This is a genomic window from Rhodoferax sp. WC2427 (assembly GCF_040822085.1).
GTDB lineage: Bacteria > Pseudomonadota > Gammaproteobacteria > Burkholderiales > Burkholderiaceae_C > Rhodoferax_B.
On sequence record NZ_CP162006.1, the window covers coordinates 1,383,609 to 1,396,582 of the forward strand.

The following is a 12,974-nucleotide window of genomic DNA, read 5'->3' on the forward strand; positions in this document are numbered from 1 at the left end:
CCAACATGCGAAAAAGCAAAATCTCTATTTAAGTTAATGATAAATATAGAAAAATCTTGTCTGGTATGGTTCTAGCTGACAAAGTATCAAATTGTATTTTTAGTAGCTAATCTTTAGGGGAACCAGATGACAAGTAAACGCAACCTTCATGTCGCCAAGTGGCTTGTAGGCAGTGCATTGGTGGTGGCTGGCTCGTCCGCCATGGCCGACTGGAGCTTCGCTTCGGGCACCACGGGCACCCCCAGCGGCACCACCATCACCTCGACAGCCACTGCCATGTCCACCACTGGTTCGGGCAGCGTATTTGCCGCTGCTACGGCCACTGCCTGGACTGGCGGCCTTGGGGTTGCTGCAACGGGCGAGGCCACGGGTTCGCCAGAGCACTCCACCGACAACGCAACCAACACCGACGCAATTTTGCTGAGCTTCAGCAGCAGCGTTGTGTTGACCGGCATCACCTCTGGTTGGACCTGGAAAGATGGCGCTGCCGTTGGCACTGCGGCATACGCTTCTGATTCCGATGCGAGCGTGCTGCGCTACATCGGTACCGCCACCACGGCGGCTGCCGTGACCACGGCTACCCTGGGCAAGACCGTGGCACAGCTGACAGCTGTGGGCGGTGGCTGGACCCTGGTCAGTCAGATTGCCAATCTGGTAACTGGTAGCAATGCCTCCACCGGTGACACGACGCTGGGTTCCAGCTGGTGGTTGATCAGCGCCTACAACTCGGGCTACGCCAGTGTTGCTACCACGACCAGCAGTGCCGCTAATCTTTTGGACAACGGCAACGACTACTTCAAGCTGCTGGCTGTTGCCGGTGTTGCGACGCCCAGTACCAGCAAGGTGCCGGAACCCGGCTCGCTGGCTCTGGTGGGTGCAGGCTTGCTGGGCTTCCTGGCCAGCCGCCGCAAGTCCAAGGGCAAGACGGCTGCTTTGGCCGCCTGAGTTCTTCGATTCCGGGCCGCTTGCGGCCATCCCTCAAAAGGCACCGAGTTTCGGTGCCTTTTTGCGTTGGGGCATCGTTACAGCTGGTTTCATCAAACTTGTGGATGCAGGATTGGGTCGCATCGACCATCATGAAATCAATTCCATTGCGAGGACAGTCAATGCAAATAGCAGAGCGCTTTGGGGCCAAGGTATCCATTGGTTTGCCGGGGCGTGGCATGTTTTTGCTGGAGGCGGCGGAGCCGGGCGGTATCGATGCGCTGGTGCGCAGTGTGGGCGGCCAGGTGGTGGCCCGGTTCGATACGGCCAAGGCCTTGGTAGTGATGGGAGTGACTGCGTACATGGGTTTACGGGGATCTCGGGCGGTGCGTTTTATCGGCCCGGTCAACGTGGACCAGCAACGTCTGGCATCGGTTCTGGGGGCATTGAACCTCTCCAAAACGGTGCCTGCGTCGCGGGTTTCGTAACTGCTGCTGCGTGACCAGCGGCCCATTCCAAGGAGACAGCTATGGCCGGTAGTGTTGGACAAGAATTACTCGACGTACCCCTTCCCGATATGGTGCTGAAACTGGCCCTGGGCATTGCCGAGGCGCAAAAGGCGCTGGACGAGAACTCGGTAGAGACCGCCAAGGCCCTGGCCGAGACCGAGCTGCCGCTGGTGATGGCGGTGACCCAGACCATTGCCGCCAATGGCGATGTGACTTTTGTGAACTCTGCCCCGGTCAACGTGTCGCTGATCCAGATCGGGCTGATGCCCACGTTCTACCAGTTTGCCGAGGCCACCATCGAAGTCACGATGGACATCAAAACCACCACCTCGGTGGAAACCAGCCTCAAGGTCGGCGTCAAAGCCAAGGCCGGGTTTGCCTGCTGGAGCGCGTCGGTGTCGGTGGACGTGTCGCACAACCGCAAGTTTGGCAAGGAAGTGCATGGCACCAGCCGCCTGCTGACCCGCATGGTGCCGGTACCCCCGCCGCCGCGCATTGCCCCGCAGCTCAACGTGGTAGACAACCGTCCACCTAAAGTCCCCGCCTGACCATGGCCACCCTGGACAAGGCCAAGGTCTTCCGCACGCCCATCGTGGCGGCCGATGTGGCGGTGCAGGAAACGGCATCCACCTCGTTTGCCGACCTGGTGCGCCTGATGGCCGAGGGCATTGCCGATGCGCAAATGGCCCTGGACCGCAGTGCCGCCGAGATGGTTACCGAGCTGGCCGAAACCACGGTGCAGATGGTCCCCAGCATCACCGAAACGGTGGCGGCCGACGGCACCGTCAGCTTCACCCAGGGGGCACCGCAAACCGTCTCGCTGCTGGCGCTGGGGGTGAAGCCCACCTTCTACCAGTTCTCGCAGGCCACGGTGGAGGTGGCCATGGACCTGAAACTGGTCGAGCAGACCAACGAAGACGGCACGGTCAAGAAAGGCGGGCTGGGCCTGTTTGCGGAGACAGCCAACATCCGCTTCGAGCGCAAGCTCAACCGCGACGTGTCGGTGCATTCCAAAATAACCGCCACCCTGGTACCCGTGCCCGCGCCGCTGCGTCTGGAGATTCCGCGCCGCACGGTCACCAGCTAACCCACCCGTTGTACCGACAGCTGGAGCATTTCCGCCATGGCCCTTGCCACCAACCCTTCCGCCTTGCCGCGTGCCCCTCTGGGGGCCTTGCTGGGCAATGCCGGCGCCGCTTTGACCGGCGCCCAGACCGACCTGGGCCTGGGGGTCGGCCTGGCTAGCGGCATGGTGATGTCCGAGGCCATGCTGGAGATCAAGGCCGCGGTGTCCCGCAACAGCACCGGCGAGCTGGAGATCGAGCCGCTGTCGTCCGCCCACCTGGCGGGCGCGCTCAATGCATCGGCCGTATCCACCATCCGCGTCAACTTTGTGGCCACCGCCGCCACACCGGCCGTAGCCAGCAACCCGGGCGGCACCACCGTGCCCGTCAAGTCCAAGGACGAGATCATCAAAGGCTTTCGGCAGCGCGACGACCTGCAGGCCCTGGAGCGGGTGATCGGCCCGCTCCAGGTGCACGCCACCTTTGTGCCGGGCAGCAGCCGCTGGCTGGTGAATGCCGTGGATGCCGAGGGCCGTATGGTGCGTGAGCAGTTGGTGGCCGACTGACCCGCCCATCCTGTGCGCAACCGAGGAACCCAAGATGGTGACCAAACCCCCCACGCTGGCCCAACTACAGGCCGCTTTGAAGGCCGCCCAGGCCCAGACCGCGGCCACCGAGGCGGCTGCCCGTACCAGCCTGGCCGAAGCGGCGGACACCATGTCACGCCTGAAACTGGCCGCCACTGCCGCCAGCGACCGTGAGCTCAAGGCCACCGCCGAGGCCGACGCGCTGCGCCAACAGTTGGCAGCCGTGCAAGTGCAGTTGCGTGCGCCCGATCCAGCCGACGACCAGACCGCCCAGATCAGCCTGCTGAAAACCCAGATCGACGGCCTGCTGGCGGAAAACCGGCGCCTGGCCGAGCAGCGCGACGCGGCCCAGGCCGACAACCAAACCCTGTTCCAGCGCCTGGACGGCAGCGCCGAGCGCGAAAAAGCCGCCATTGCCGCCGCCGTACAGGCCAAGGTAGCCGAGCAAGAGGCCGCCACCAAGGCCAATGTAGAGAGCCTGCGCCTGGCCACAGAGCGCATCAAGACCCTGACGGCCCAGCTGGGCGGCGCGGGCAAGCTGGAGGTGCTGGCCCCGGACCAGGTCGGGCACCTGATGGGCGGGTTCCTGCAGCAGCTGGAAACCGGCATGCCCACCTTGCGGCTGGCCGAGGGTGAACTCAAGCTCAAACTGGGCCTGGCCCGCGCCGACCAGCAAGACGGCTTCGTCATCCTGCCACCCAATGCCAGCGCCGAATTGCGCAGCAGCCTGCACGAAGTCTCCCTGCGTTTCGACCGGGCTGGCACGACGGTGTTGAAAACCGAACCGGGCTGAGTTCGGAGTCTTTTATGCCTCTCGCGCTTATTCTGTCAGCGTAAGCAGCTATTCATTAAGTAGCAAAAAGGTACATTCGCCGATTTGCTATGTAAAAAGTAGCTGCTCGCGCTGGTTCCATCGGCACGCGAGGGGCTTTTTATTTGGTAATGATGTCGCGGTGCATCGGCGCCAGTTGGGCCAGCAACTGGTTTTGGGCGGTAAACGGGATGCCCCGCGCGTCCATGGCGGCTTGCAAGATCTCCACCACCAGATTGAACTGGGCTTTGTCGATGCCGAGATCGGCGTGCGAGTTTTTCATGGTCTCACCATCGTACTTGCACGGCCCGCCGCTGACTTCGCAGAACTGGTCGGCAATCTGCTCCTTCAGGTACGCGGGCTTGATCTTGTCAAACATGGTGCCGATGCGGGGGTGGGCTTTCATGCGGTCCACAAAGTCGCTGGCCAGGGCGGCGATGCCGGGCTTCTCGCCCAGGGACTCGTAGAGCGGGGAGGTTTGGGCGTGGCTGGCAGCGGACCACACCAGCAGCAGCGCGGCGGCGATCCATGGTTTGCAAGATTTCATGGTGCAGCTCCTCAAAATGCGATTTGGGCAGACACATAGCCACCGGTCTGTTTGCGGCCCGCCACCAGGGCGGGGGCGATGCGGCCCAGGTCCACGTAGGCCAGGGTCAGCGATAAATGCTTGCTGGGGGCCCAGGCCACAAACAGGTCCTTCCAGCTGTCTTCGCGCAGCGCGCCCGAATTGGCACCGAACACGGCGTTGCCCACCGGCTCCAGGTTGTTGGGTTTGAAGCGCACTTCCGCGCCGATGGCGAGGTCCTTGCGCAGCAGGTAGGCCACCGAAAATTCCGGCACCAGCCGGGTCTTGTTCTGGCCCAGCGCTCCGCCAAAACCCAGCAGGCCGTTCTGGTTGGCCTGGGTGGCGCGCAGGGTGCCGTTGACCAGCAGGCCCTGGCCCAGAAGCAGCTTGGTGGCGCTCAGATACACGTCGGTACCGGTGGTTTTGGCCCCCAGGGCCGATAGCACCGGCTCCATGCTGCCGGCATGCACGCGCTTGTGCTGCAGGCCCACGGCAATTTGCGGCACCCAGGTATCGCTGTTGAGCACGGCATCGCCTGCCACCCGCAGCTTGGCACCGAAGATGTCCATCTTGATGTGCTGTCCGGGGGTAACGCCAAAACCGGCCAGCGCCGAGGTGGGCCCGGCGTTGAAGTCCTGCTGGGCCAGTGACAGCTCGAACCGGTCGTGGATGCCCAGCACTGCGCCCGCCACGTTCAAGGCGTAGTCGCGGGTGTGCACGCGGGTGAGGGCGGCGCTGGCCCCGATCTCATGCGCGGTGGCATTGCTGCCCACCACCGCCCACGGGGTCAGCCCGCCACCGGCGGCGCCGTCGATGCTGCTGACACCGCCGGTCAGCAGCAGTTTGCCGGTGTCGGCCAGCGTCCAGGGGCTGCACAAGGCCAAGGTTGCGGCGGCAAGTGCAGAGGCGGATACACGCATAAAAACTCCTCGGGGATGGGGCAAGGGCGTACACATGGATATGTAACGCAAAAGTCTAAATCTACACATTCAGATACGCCGAAAATACCTTAAAAACAGGGTGCTTCGCGATTCGGCTTTTCGATAATTTCAACCAGGACACTCTCCATGCACTACCCCTGGCAAGCCCATTACCCCCCAGGTATGCCCACCGCCATCGACACCACGGGCCTGCCCACGGTGGTAGCCCTGCTGGAACACAGCTTTGCCGCCCACCGGGACAGCGATGCCTACGTGTTCATGGGCCACGCGCTGCGCTACGGCGACGTAGATGCCTTGTCCAGGGCGCTGGCCGCCTGGCTGCAAGACCAACCGCTGGCCCAGGGCGACTGCGTGGCCATCATGCTGCCCAACCTGCTGAGCTTCCCCGTGGCCATGGCGGCGGTGCTGCGCGCCGGGTTTGTGGCGGTCAACATCAACCCGCTGTACACCCCGCGCGAGCTGCAGCACCAGCTGCAGGACTCTGGCGCCAAGGCCATCGTCATCCTGGACCGCTTTGTGCCCACGCTGGATGCCATCGTCGCCCACACCGATGTGGCCACCGTGCTGGTGGCCGCAGGCACCGACCTGCTGGGCCTGCCCGCCGGAGCCGTGCTGCCCGCGCTGGCCGAGGGCGGCAGCAGCTTTGTCGATGCCCTGGTGCAAGGCCGCAGCCTGCCCTACCTCCGCCCCGTGCTGCAGCCCAGCGACCCGGCGGTGCTGCAGTACACCGGCGGCACCACCGGGGTGAGCAAGGGGGCCACGCTGCTGCACCGCACGCTGGTGGCCAATGTGCTGGCCTCCGAGGCCTGGATGGCGCCGGGCCTGCAGCGCCATGCCCGCAGCACCCCGTTCACCATCGTCTGCGCGCTGCCGCTGTACCACGTGTTTGCGTTTGTGGTCTGCAGCCTGCTGGGCATGCGGGCCGGGGCGCGCAACATCCTCATCCCGAATCCGCGCGACCAGACGGCCATGATTGCGCTTCTGAAGCCCTACAAGCTGCATATGTTCCCGGCGGTCAACACCTTGTTTGGCGCACTGCTGCAGCACCCCGACTTTGCGCAGCTGGACTTCAGCGAGCTGTGCATCAGCAACGGCGGCGGCAGCCCGGTGCAGGCCGCCGTGGCCCGGCGCTGGCTGGAGGTGACCGGCTGCCCCATCACCGAGGGCTATGGCCTGTCGGAAACCGCCGCCGCCGTGGTCTGCAACCGCACCGATTCCGAGGTGTTTACCGGCGACATCGGGCTGCCCATGCCCGGCGTGCACGTGCGCATGCTGGACGATGCTGGCCAGGACGTGCCCCCGGGCCAGCCCGGTGAAATTGCCATCCGCGGCCCGCAGGTGATGGCCGGGTACTGGCGACGTCCCGGGGACACCGCCGCCGCCTTCACCGCCGACGGCTATTTCCTGAGCGGCGACGTCGGGGTGATGGATGCCCAGGGCCGCATCCGCATCATCGACCGCAAAAAGGACATGGTGCTGGTCAGCGGCTTCAAGGTCTACCCCGCCGAGATCGAAGCCGTGCTGGCCCGCCACCCCGGGGTGCTGGAGTGCGCGGTGGTGGGCGTGCACGATGCGGCCACCGGCGAGGCGGTGCGGGCGTTTGTGGTGCGCAAAGACCCGGCGCTTTCTGAGGCCGATGTGCTGGCCTTTTGTGCCGAGCAGTTCACCGCCTACAAGCGCCCGCGCAGCGTGGAATTTCTCGACGTGCTACCCAAGTCCGCGCTGGGCAAGGTCTTACGCCGCGAGCTGCGGACGATCTAGAAAAGCCAGCCCGTCTGCGCTTCTAAATACATAGCTGCTTGTGCTGATGGAATGAGCGCAGAGGCTGTATTTCCTTCTGAGCCGGCTTTCGCCAGCGAACCCACCCGTACGCCCAGCAGCCGCAGGCGTTTGTCCAGCGGCGCGCGCTTCAGGCACTGCCCGGCGGCCTGGCGGATGGTTTTGGCATCGGCCGTGGGGTGGATGATCGTGTGGTCGCGGGTGGCGGCCTTGAAGTCGTCATAGCGCAGCTTGATGCCGATGGTTTTGCCCACATAGCCCTTGCGCTGCAGATCAGCGGCCACCTGCTCGCACAGCCGGGTAAACACCGCGCCCAGCTCGGCCCGGTCGTGCACCGCGTGCAGGTCGCGCTCAAAAGTGGTTTCGCGGCTCATGGACACGGGTTCGCTCTCGGTGACCACCGGGCGGTCGTCGCGCCCGTGGGCCGAGGCATGCATCCACGCCCCCGTGGCCTTGCCAAAGTGCGCCACCAGCCACTGCGGGTCGGCCGCGGCCAGGTCGCCAATGGTGTGGATGCCCAGTGCCGTCAGCTTCTCACCGGCTTTGGGGCCAATGCCGTTGATCTTGCGGCAGGACAGCGGCCAGACCAGGGTTTGCAGGTCGTCCGGCCCAACGATGGAAATGCCATTGGGCTTGTTGAATTCGCTGGCCATCTTGGCGATCAACTTGTTGGGGGCCACGCCCACCGAACAGGTCAGCCCGGTCGCGTCCAGCACCGCCTTCTGGATCAGCCGCGCCAGCACCCGCCCGCCCTCGCGCTGCCCGCCGGGCACCTCGGTAAAGTCCAGGTAGATCTCGTCCACCCCCCGGTCTTCCATCTGCGGCACGATCTCCTGCGCGATGGCCTTGAACTGGCGCGAATAGCGGCGGATTTCCTCAAAATCGACGGGCAGCAAAATCGCCTGCGGGCACAGCTTGGCCGCCTTCATCAGCCCCATCGCCGACCCCACCCCAAACTGCCGCGCCGCATAGGTGGCCGTGGTGATCACCCCGCGCCCCACGTAGTCCTTGAGCTTGGGAAATGCGTCCACGGCAATCTCCGCCAGCACCTGCCCCGCCAGCGCTTCGTCCTCCTTGCGCCGCCCCCCACCAATCACCACCGGCAGGCCCTTGAGCTGCGGATAGCGCAGCAGCTCCACGGAGGCGTAAAACGCGTCCATGTCGAGGTGGGCGATACGGCGGGGGCTGTGCATTTAAACAGTGTAAGGCGGTTTTGCAGCGCTCTGTTCCATGCACCTCGAGAAAGCCTTTGATCTCCGGCGCTGCAACTGCCCACCCCGGCCAGACCTACGCATAAAAAATCGACTCCAGTGCAGACCAACTTTTTCGGTGCCAAGGCTATAGTGCAAAGCAAGAATCCGCTCGGGCACCTGGTGGGGTATCCGGGTCGATGGAAGCGAAACCAGGGCTGTACAGAAACCTGTCGTGGCATCACTGGAGGGTGCAAGCATGATGCGCATTGCCAACATCGTCGTCGATGCCCGTTACCTGGAACGGTACAGGGCCGCCCTCCAGGAGGGGATCGAGGCCGCCATCAGGCTTGAACCCGGTGTTCTGGGCCTGCATGCCGTTTCATCGATAGAAGACCCGGCACGCTTCACCATCCTGGAGGTCTACGCAGACCAGGCGGCGTACGAGGCGCACCTGAAGACACCGCACTTCCTCACGTACAAGAACGCCACACAAGACATGGTCACATCGCTGGAACTGGTCGATGTGGTGCCATTGATTCCGGGTATGGCGTTCAACGGGGCTGAAGCATCCACAAAAACACCTGGGAGCCCTCCCCATGCCACCCGAACTACAGGCTTTTGACCACATCCACGTGTACGTGACCGACCGGGCCCAGGCCGAGGCCTGGTACCGCCGGGTGCTGGGGCTGCATCGGAGCCCGGGGCTGGAATTCTGGGCCACCGGCGGCGGACCGCTGACGGTCCAGAACGACACAGGCACGGTCCAGATTGCGTTGTTCGAGCGTCCGGCGCAGCCTTGCCGCTCCGTGGTGGCCATTCGGGTGGGTGGGGCCCAGTACCTGGCTTGGAAGGCGTACCTGGAAGAGGCCATGCCGGGAGCGGTGAGCGAGCAGGACCACGAGGCATCCATGTCCCTGTATTTCCGGGACCCTGACGGCAATCCGTATGAGTTGACCACCTACGAACTCGCGGGGAGCAAGCCGAGTGCGGAAAGTGCGACTTAACCGGTTCGTTTGGTTTGGAGCGCCAACTGCGCAGCCTGGGCCTGGTTCGGGCGCAGGCCGGGTAAGCTGTAGGCCCCACCATCCACCCACTTCTGCACGAGGTTCCCCATGGTCTTTGATCACATCGGATTCAACGTTTCGGATTTCCCCAAGGCGCGAGAATTCCTGCTGCGGGCGCTGCAGCCTTTGGGCATAGCGATCACCATGGAAGGCGAGGGCTGGGCCATGGTGGGGCGCCAAGGCGAGGGCAATTTCTGGTTCGGCGCTTTCGGTGCCAGCCCGGGGCCGATACACCTGGCTTTTGCGGCGAAGAATCGCGAGCAGGTGCGGCAGTTTTACGCAGCGGCCCTGGCCGCCGGGGGCCAGGACAACGGCGGCCCGGGGCTGCGGCCGCAGTACCACCCCCACTACTACGGCGCTTTTGTGATCGGGCCGGACGGGCACAACTTCGAGGCCGTCTGCCATGCGCCTGAGGGCGATTCCTGACCGCTGGGGTGCTGAATGCTCCTGTTTTAAGAGTAAAAAACAGGAGCTGCTCACGCCCATTCCATAAGCGCAGAGGGCCATTTGGGTACCCAAAAAATGGCCTGAAAATGCGAAAAGGCGTAAAACCCCGTTTCAGCCCGCCAACGTCAGCGCCAGCCGGTTGTGCCGCTCTACCAGCGGCCCCAGCGCCACCGTCACCAGCTGCCCCTGCCGTACCACCACCCGCCCGTTGACCACGGTGTAGGCCGCCTGCGCGCTGGCGCACAGGAGCAGGCTGCCGACGGGGTCGTGCACGGCGCCGCCCGCGAAGGGCAGGGTGCGCTGGTCGAACAGGGCCAGGTCGGCGCACATGCCGGGGGCGAGGTGGCCGATGTCGCTGCGGCCCAGCACGTCGGCGCCGCCGCGGGTGGCGATCTCTAGTGCGTTGCGCACGGTCATTTCAGCCGGGCCGTGGTCGCAGCCGAAGGGTTCTAAGGATCTACCCACACGCGCCAGCAGCAGCGCCTGGCGGGCTTCGTTGAGCATGTGGCCGGCATCGTTGCTGGCGCTGCCGTCCACGCCCAGGCCCACGGGCACACCGGCGTCCAGCATTTTGCGGATGGGGGCGATGCCGCTGGCCAGGCGCATATTGCTGCAGGGGCAGTGGGCCACGCCGGTGCGGGTGGCGGCAAACAGGCCGATGCCTGCGGTGTCGAGCTTGACGCAGTGGGCGTGCCACACGTCCGGACCGAGCCAGCCCAGGTCCTGGGCGTATTCGGTGGGGGTGCAGTTGAATTTTTCGCGGGTGTAGGCGATGTCGTGGTCGTTCTCGGCCAGGTGGGTGTGCAGGCGGGCCCCCAGGCTGCGCGCCAGGCTGGCGGATTCGCGCATCAGGTCGCGGCTGACGCTGAAGGGGGAGCAGGGGGCCAGGGCCACCTGGGTCATCGCGCCATGGCGGGTGTCGTGGTAGCGGGTGATGAGGCGCTGGCTATCGCGCAGGATGGCGTCTTCGCGTTCGACCACGCTGTCGGGCGGCAGGCCGCCCTGGCTGGCGCCCACGCTCATGCTGCCCCGGGTGGCGGTGAAGCGCATGCCGATGTCCAGCGCGGCGGCGATGCTGTCGTCGAGCTGCACGCCGTTGGGGTAGATGTAGAGGTGGTCGCTGCTGGTGGTGCAGCCCGAGAGCAGCAGCTCGGCCATGGCGACCTGGGTGGAGACGTGGACCATCTCGGGCGTGAGCCCGGCCCAGATCGGGTACAGGCCGCGCAGCCAGCCGAACAGCTCGGCGTTTTGCACCTGGGAAATAGCCCGCGTGAGGCTCTGGTACATGTGGTGGTGGGTGTTGACCAGGCCGGGGATGGCGACGTGGCCGGTGGCATCGATCACCTCGTCGGCGCTGTGCAGCAGGGCCGGGGGCAGGTCGGCGGCGCTGCCCAGTGATTCGATGGTGCCGTCGCGGATGAACACCCAGCCCTGGCGCAGCTCGCGGCGGGTGGCGTCCAGGGTGGCGATGCAGTCGGCGTTGTGGATCAGCAGGGAAGGCATGGCAGGCTCCGAATTCGGTTTCCCGGATATTACATGCCAAATACGCCGCCTGCGCTTATTCCATCAGCATGAGCAGCTATAAAAACCGTAGTACAGGTGGTTTCAGGCCATGCGCCCGTTGGTGCCTTTGACGAAGCAGCCGGTGATGCGCCACTGCTTGTTTTTCTGCTGTTGCAGGGTGTAGACGGCCAGCCACGCCACGCCGTCGGCATCGGACATCTGCACCGGCTGCACCACCAGGTCGCCGTCGCGTTCGGGCTGCATGAAGGCCACCGAGGCCGGGCGGTAGACCACGGCGTAGTGGCCGCGCACCATGGCCATGAAGACCTCGGCCGAGGCCACCGATTTGCGCACATTGGGGGCGGCGTACGAGAAGGCTTTGGCGGCATCGTCGGCGGCAAAGGCGGCCAACTGGGCCTGGATGACACCGCGCACGTTCTTGACATCTTGCGCGCCCATCGGCGCGGCCAGGGCCGACAGCGACAGCAGCAGAGCCGCCAGGGCGGTGGTGATCCGGCGCCAGAGGGCGGCACTGTGGACGTGGAAGGGGGAATGCAAATGGGAGAGCGTGTGCATGGCGACCGTCCTTTCAGAATGGCCACGCGGCAAGTGGCCACCCTATTCTCAACCTACGCCGCTAAAAAGCCAGTGCCTGCGGAGCAATAACTACGGGCGCTGTGGTGGCTCTTCCAGGGCGGTGCCCGGCGGTGCGGCGCAGTCTTTGCGCGAACCGAAGGCATTGGCGTAGCACCAGGTGAATTCGGCCCCGACCAGGAAGATTTGCGCCGAGTAGTACACCCACACCAGCATCACCACCAGCGAACCCGCCGCGCCGAAGGCCGAGGCCACGCCGCTGCGGCCCACGTACAGGCCGATCAGCGACTTGCCCATGGTGAACAGCAGCGCGGTGAAAACCGAGCCAATCCACACGTCCTTCCACTCCACCCGGGCGCGGGGCATGATTTTGTAGATCAGCGCAAACATGGTGGAGATCAGCACGAAGCCGCCCACGGCGTTGGCAATCGACGCCACCGCCAGCCAGCTGCCAAAAATGGGCTGCAGCCAGCGCTCGGTGACCGCCAGGACGGCGCTCACCACCAGCGACACCATCAGCATGAAGCCGATGGCCAGGATCATGCCAAACGACAGCAGCCGTGCGCGCAACAGGCCGACCCAGCCCGCCTGCTTGCTGTGGGCGGGTACGCGCCAGATGCGGTTCAGTGCGTCTTGCAGTTCCCCAAACACGGTGGCTGCGCCGATGAAGAGCAGCGCCACCCCGAGCAGGGTGGCGGCGATGCCTTCGCCGGGCTGGCGCACGCTGGCCAACAGCTCCTGTACCGCACCGGCCCCCTGCTCGCCCATCAAGGAGCGCAACTGCTCGGCGATCTCGCCGCGGGCGGCCTCCTCGCCAAACACCAGCCCGGCCACCGAGATGGCGATCAGCAGCAGCGGGGCCACGGAGAAAGTGGTGTAGTAGGCCAGTGCGGCCCCCATGCTGAGGGCGTAGTCGTCGACCCAGGAGTTGGCGACTTGTTTGACCAGTTTCCAATACGGGGCGAGAGAGTTCAAAGGCATGCCTGCATCATC

General features: G+C 64.8%; 16 protein-coding genes. 10 read left to right on the top strand and 6 right to left on the bottom strand.

The window, feature by feature from the left end:
- Positions 1 to 126 precede the first annotated feature (126 nt).
- From xdp1 to AB3G31_RS06640, 6 genes are all read left to right on the top strand, one after another.
- Positions 127 to 945, top strand: a complete 819-nt coding sequence (gene xdp1, locus AB3G31_RS06615) for an exosortase-dependent surface protein XDP1 (protein ID WP_367849397.1) — start codon at positions 127 to 129, stop codon at positions 943 to 945.
- Between the two features lie 161 nt (positions 946 to 1,106).
- A complete protein-coding gene (locus AB3G31_RS06620; protein WP_367849398.1) occupies positions 1,107 to 1,412 on the top strand; it encodes a hypothetical protein in 306 nt (101 codons plus the stop codon).
- A 41-nt stretch (positions 1,413 to 1,453) separates the two neighbouring features.
- Positions 1,454 to 1,981 carry a hypothetical protein gene (locus AB3G31_RS06625; RefSeq protein WP_367849399.1) on the top strand — a complete coding sequence of 176 codons (528 nt, stop codon included), beginning with the start codon at positions 1,454 to 1,456 and terminating at the stop codon, positions 1,979 to 1,981.
- A 2-nt stretch (positions 1,982 to 1,983) separates the two neighbouring features.
- Positions 1,984 to 2,520, top strand: a complete 537-nt coding sequence (locus AB3G31_RS06630) for a hypothetical protein (protein ID WP_367849400.1) — start codon at positions 1,984 to 1,986, stop codon at positions 2,518 to 2,520.
- 36 nt (positions 2,521 to 2,556) lie between these two features.
- Positions 2,557 to 3,063, top strand: a complete 507-nt coding sequence (locus tag AB3G31_RS06635; RefSeq protein WP_367849401.1) for a hypothetical protein — start codon at positions 2,557 to 2,559, stop codon at positions 3,061 to 3,063.
- A 34-nt stretch (positions 3,064 to 3,097) separates the two neighbouring features.
- Positions 3,098 to 3,877, top strand: coding sequence for a hypothetical protein (locus AB3G31_RS06640; RefSeq protein WP_367849402.1), 780 nt, complete (start codon positions 3,098 to 3,100; stop codon positions 3,875 to 3,877).
- 139 nt (positions 3,878 to 4,016) lie between these two features.
- Here AB3G31_RS06640 and AB3G31_RS06645 read toward each other — a convergent pair whose 3' ends face one another.
- The gene (locus AB3G31_RS06645) at positions 4,017 to 4,442 is read right to left on the bottom strand and encodes a group 1 truncated hemoglobin (RefSeq protein WP_367849403.1); all 426 of its coding nucleotides are present in this window, start codon (positions 4,440 to 4,442) and stop codon (positions 4,017 to 4,019) included.
- An 11-nt stretch (positions 4,443 to 4,453) separates the two neighbouring features.
- The gene (locus AB3G31_RS06650; RefSeq protein WP_367849404.1) at positions 4,454 to 5,380 is read right to left on the bottom strand and encodes a DUF3034 family protein; all 927 of its coding nucleotides are present in this window, start codon (positions 5,378 to 5,380) and stop codon (positions 4,454 to 4,456) included.
- 147 nt (positions 5,381 to 5,527) lie between these two features.
- Between AB3G31_RS06650 and AB3G31_RS06655 the strand changes: the two genes are divergently transcribed.
- Positions 5,528 to 7,162, top strand: a complete 1,635-nt coding sequence (locus AB3G31_RS06655; RefSeq protein WP_367849405.1) for an AMP-binding protein — start codon at positions 5,528 to 5,530, stop codon at positions 7,160 to 7,162.
- Here the strand turns inward: AB3G31_RS06655 and dinB are convergent.
- Positions 7,159 to 8,373, bottom strand: coding sequence for a DNA polymerase IV (gene dinB, locus AB3G31_RS06660; RefSeq protein ID WP_367849406.1), 1,215 nt, complete (start codon positions 8,371 to 8,373; stop codon positions 7,159 to 7,161). The two genes, AB3G31_RS06655 and dinB, sit on opposite strands and share 4 nt — an antisense overlap.
- A 256-nt stretch (positions 8,374 to 8,629) precedes the next feature.
- On the opposite strand from dinB, the gene AB3G31_RS06665 reads away from it, so the two are divergent.
- The 3 genes from AB3G31_RS06665 to AB3G31_RS06675 all read left to right on the top strand — a co-directional run bounded on the left by AB3G31_RS06665 (position 8,630) and on the right by AB3G31_RS06675 (position 9,863).
- Positions 8,630 to 8,995, top strand: coding sequence for a putative quinol monooxygenase (locus tag AB3G31_RS06665; RefSeq protein ID WP_367849407.1), 366 nt, complete (start codon positions 8,630 to 8,632; stop codon positions 8,993 to 8,995).
- Positions 8,970 to 9,377, top strand: coding sequence for a VOC family protein (locus AB3G31_RS06670; RefSeq protein WP_367849408.1), 408 nt, complete (start codon positions 8,970 to 8,972; stop codon positions 9,375 to 9,377). Before AB3G31_RS06665 ends, AB3G31_RS06670 begins: the two co-directional genes overlap by 26 nt.
- A gap of 108 nt (positions 9,378 to 9,485) precedes the next feature.
- Positions 9,486 to 9,863 (top strand): VOC family protein, encoded by a 378-nt coding sequence (locus AB3G31_RS06675; RefSeq protein ID WP_367849409.1) that lies wholly within the window; start codon positions 9,486 to 9,488, stop codon positions 9,861 to 9,863.
- Positions 9,864 to 9,995: 132 nt separating this feature from the next.
- On the opposite strand, the gene AB3G31_RS06680 is transcribed toward AB3G31_RS06675, so the two are convergent.
- From AB3G31_RS06680 to AB3G31_RS06690, 3 genes are all read right to left on the bottom strand, one after another.
- The gene (locus AB3G31_RS06680) at positions 9,996 to 11,387 is read right to left on the bottom strand and encodes an 8-oxoguanine deaminase (protein WP_367849410.1); all 1,392 of its coding nucleotides are present in this window, start codon (positions 11,385 to 11,387) and stop codon (positions 9,996 to 9,998) included.
- A gap of 102 nt (positions 11,388 to 11,489) precedes the next feature.
- Entirely contained in the window at positions 11,490 to 11,963 is a 474-nt protein-coding gene (locus AB3G31_RS06685; protein WP_367849411.1) for a DUF4864 domain-containing protein, read from the bottom strand.
- A 90-nt stretch (positions 11,964 to 12,053) separates the two neighbouring features.
- Positions 12,054 to 12,962, bottom strand: a complete 909-nt coding sequence (locus AB3G31_RS06690) for a YihY/virulence factor BrkB family protein (RefSeq protein ID WP_367849412.1) — start codon at positions 12,960 to 12,962, stop codon at positions 12,054 to 12,056.
- Positions 12,963 to 12,974 lie beyond the last annotated feature (12 nt).

What these genes read in the sequence shown, in the direction of transcription:
- xdp1 (WP_367849397.1), top strand. Translation starts at nt 127, where the DNA reads ATGACAAGTAAACGCAACCTTCATGTCGCCAAGTGGCTTGTAGGCAGT.
- AB3G31_RS06620 (WP_367849398.1), top strand. Translation starts at nt 1,107, where the DNA reads ATGCAAATAGCAGAGCGCTTTGGGGCCAAGGTATCCATTGGTTTGCCG.
- AB3G31_RS06625 (WP_367849399.1), top strand. Translation starts at nt 1,454, where the DNA reads ATGGCCGGTAGTGTTGGACAAGAATTACTCGACGTACCCCTTCCCGAT.
- AB3G31_RS06630 (WP_367849400.1), top strand. Translation starts at nt 1,984, where the DNA reads ATGGCCACCCTGGACAAGGCCAAGGTCTTCCGCACGCCCATCGTGGCG.
- AB3G31_RS06635 (WP_367849401.1), top strand. Translation starts at nt 2,557, where the DNA reads ATGGCCCTTGCCACCAACCCTTCCGCCTTGCCGCGTGCCCCTCTGGGG.
- AB3G31_RS06640 (WP_367849402.1), top strand. Translation starts at nt 3,098, where the DNA reads ATGGTGACCAAACCCCCCACGCTGGCCCAACTACAGGCCGCTTTGAAG.
- AB3G31_RS06645 (WP_367849403.1), bottom strand. Translation starts at nt 4,442, where the DNA reads ATGAAATCTTGCAAACCATGGATCGCCGCCGCGCTGCTGCTGGTGTGG.
- AB3G31_RS06650 (WP_367849404.1), bottom strand. Translation starts at nt 5,380, where the DNA reads ATGCGTGTATCCGCCTCTGCACTTGCCGCCGCAACCTTGGCCTTGTGC.
- AB3G31_RS06655 (WP_367849405.1), top strand. Translation starts at nt 5,528, where the DNA reads ATGCACTACCCCTGGCAAGCCCATTACCCCCCAGGTATGCCCACCGCC.
- dinB (WP_367849406.1), bottom strand. Translation starts at nt 8,373, where the DNA reads ATGCACAGCCCCCGCCGTATCGCCCACCTCGACATGGACGCGTTTTAC.
- AB3G31_RS06665 (WP_367849407.1), top strand. Translation starts at nt 8,630, where the DNA reads ATGATGCGCATTGCCAACATCGTCGTCGATGCCCGTTACCTGGAACGG.
- AB3G31_RS06670 (WP_367849408.1), top strand. Translation starts at nt 8,970, where the DNA reads ATGCCACCCGAACTACAGGCTTTTGACCACATCCACGTGTACGTGACC.
- AB3G31_RS06675 (WP_367849409.1), top strand. Translation starts at nt 9,486, where the DNA reads ATGGTCTTTGATCACATCGGATTCAACGTTTCGGATTTCCCCAAGGCG.
- AB3G31_RS06680 (WP_367849410.1), bottom strand. Translation starts at nt 11,387, where the DNA reads ATGCCTTCCCTGCTGATCCACAACGCCGACTGCATCGCCACCCTGGAC.
- AB3G31_RS06685 (WP_367849411.1), bottom strand. Translation starts at nt 11,963, where the DNA reads ATGCACACGCTCTCCCATTTGCATTCCCCCTTCCACGTCCACAGTGCC.
- AB3G31_RS06690 (WP_367849412.1), bottom strand. Translation starts at nt 12,962, where the DNA reads ATGCCTTTGAACTCTCTCGCCCCGTATTGGAAACTGGTCAAACAAGTC.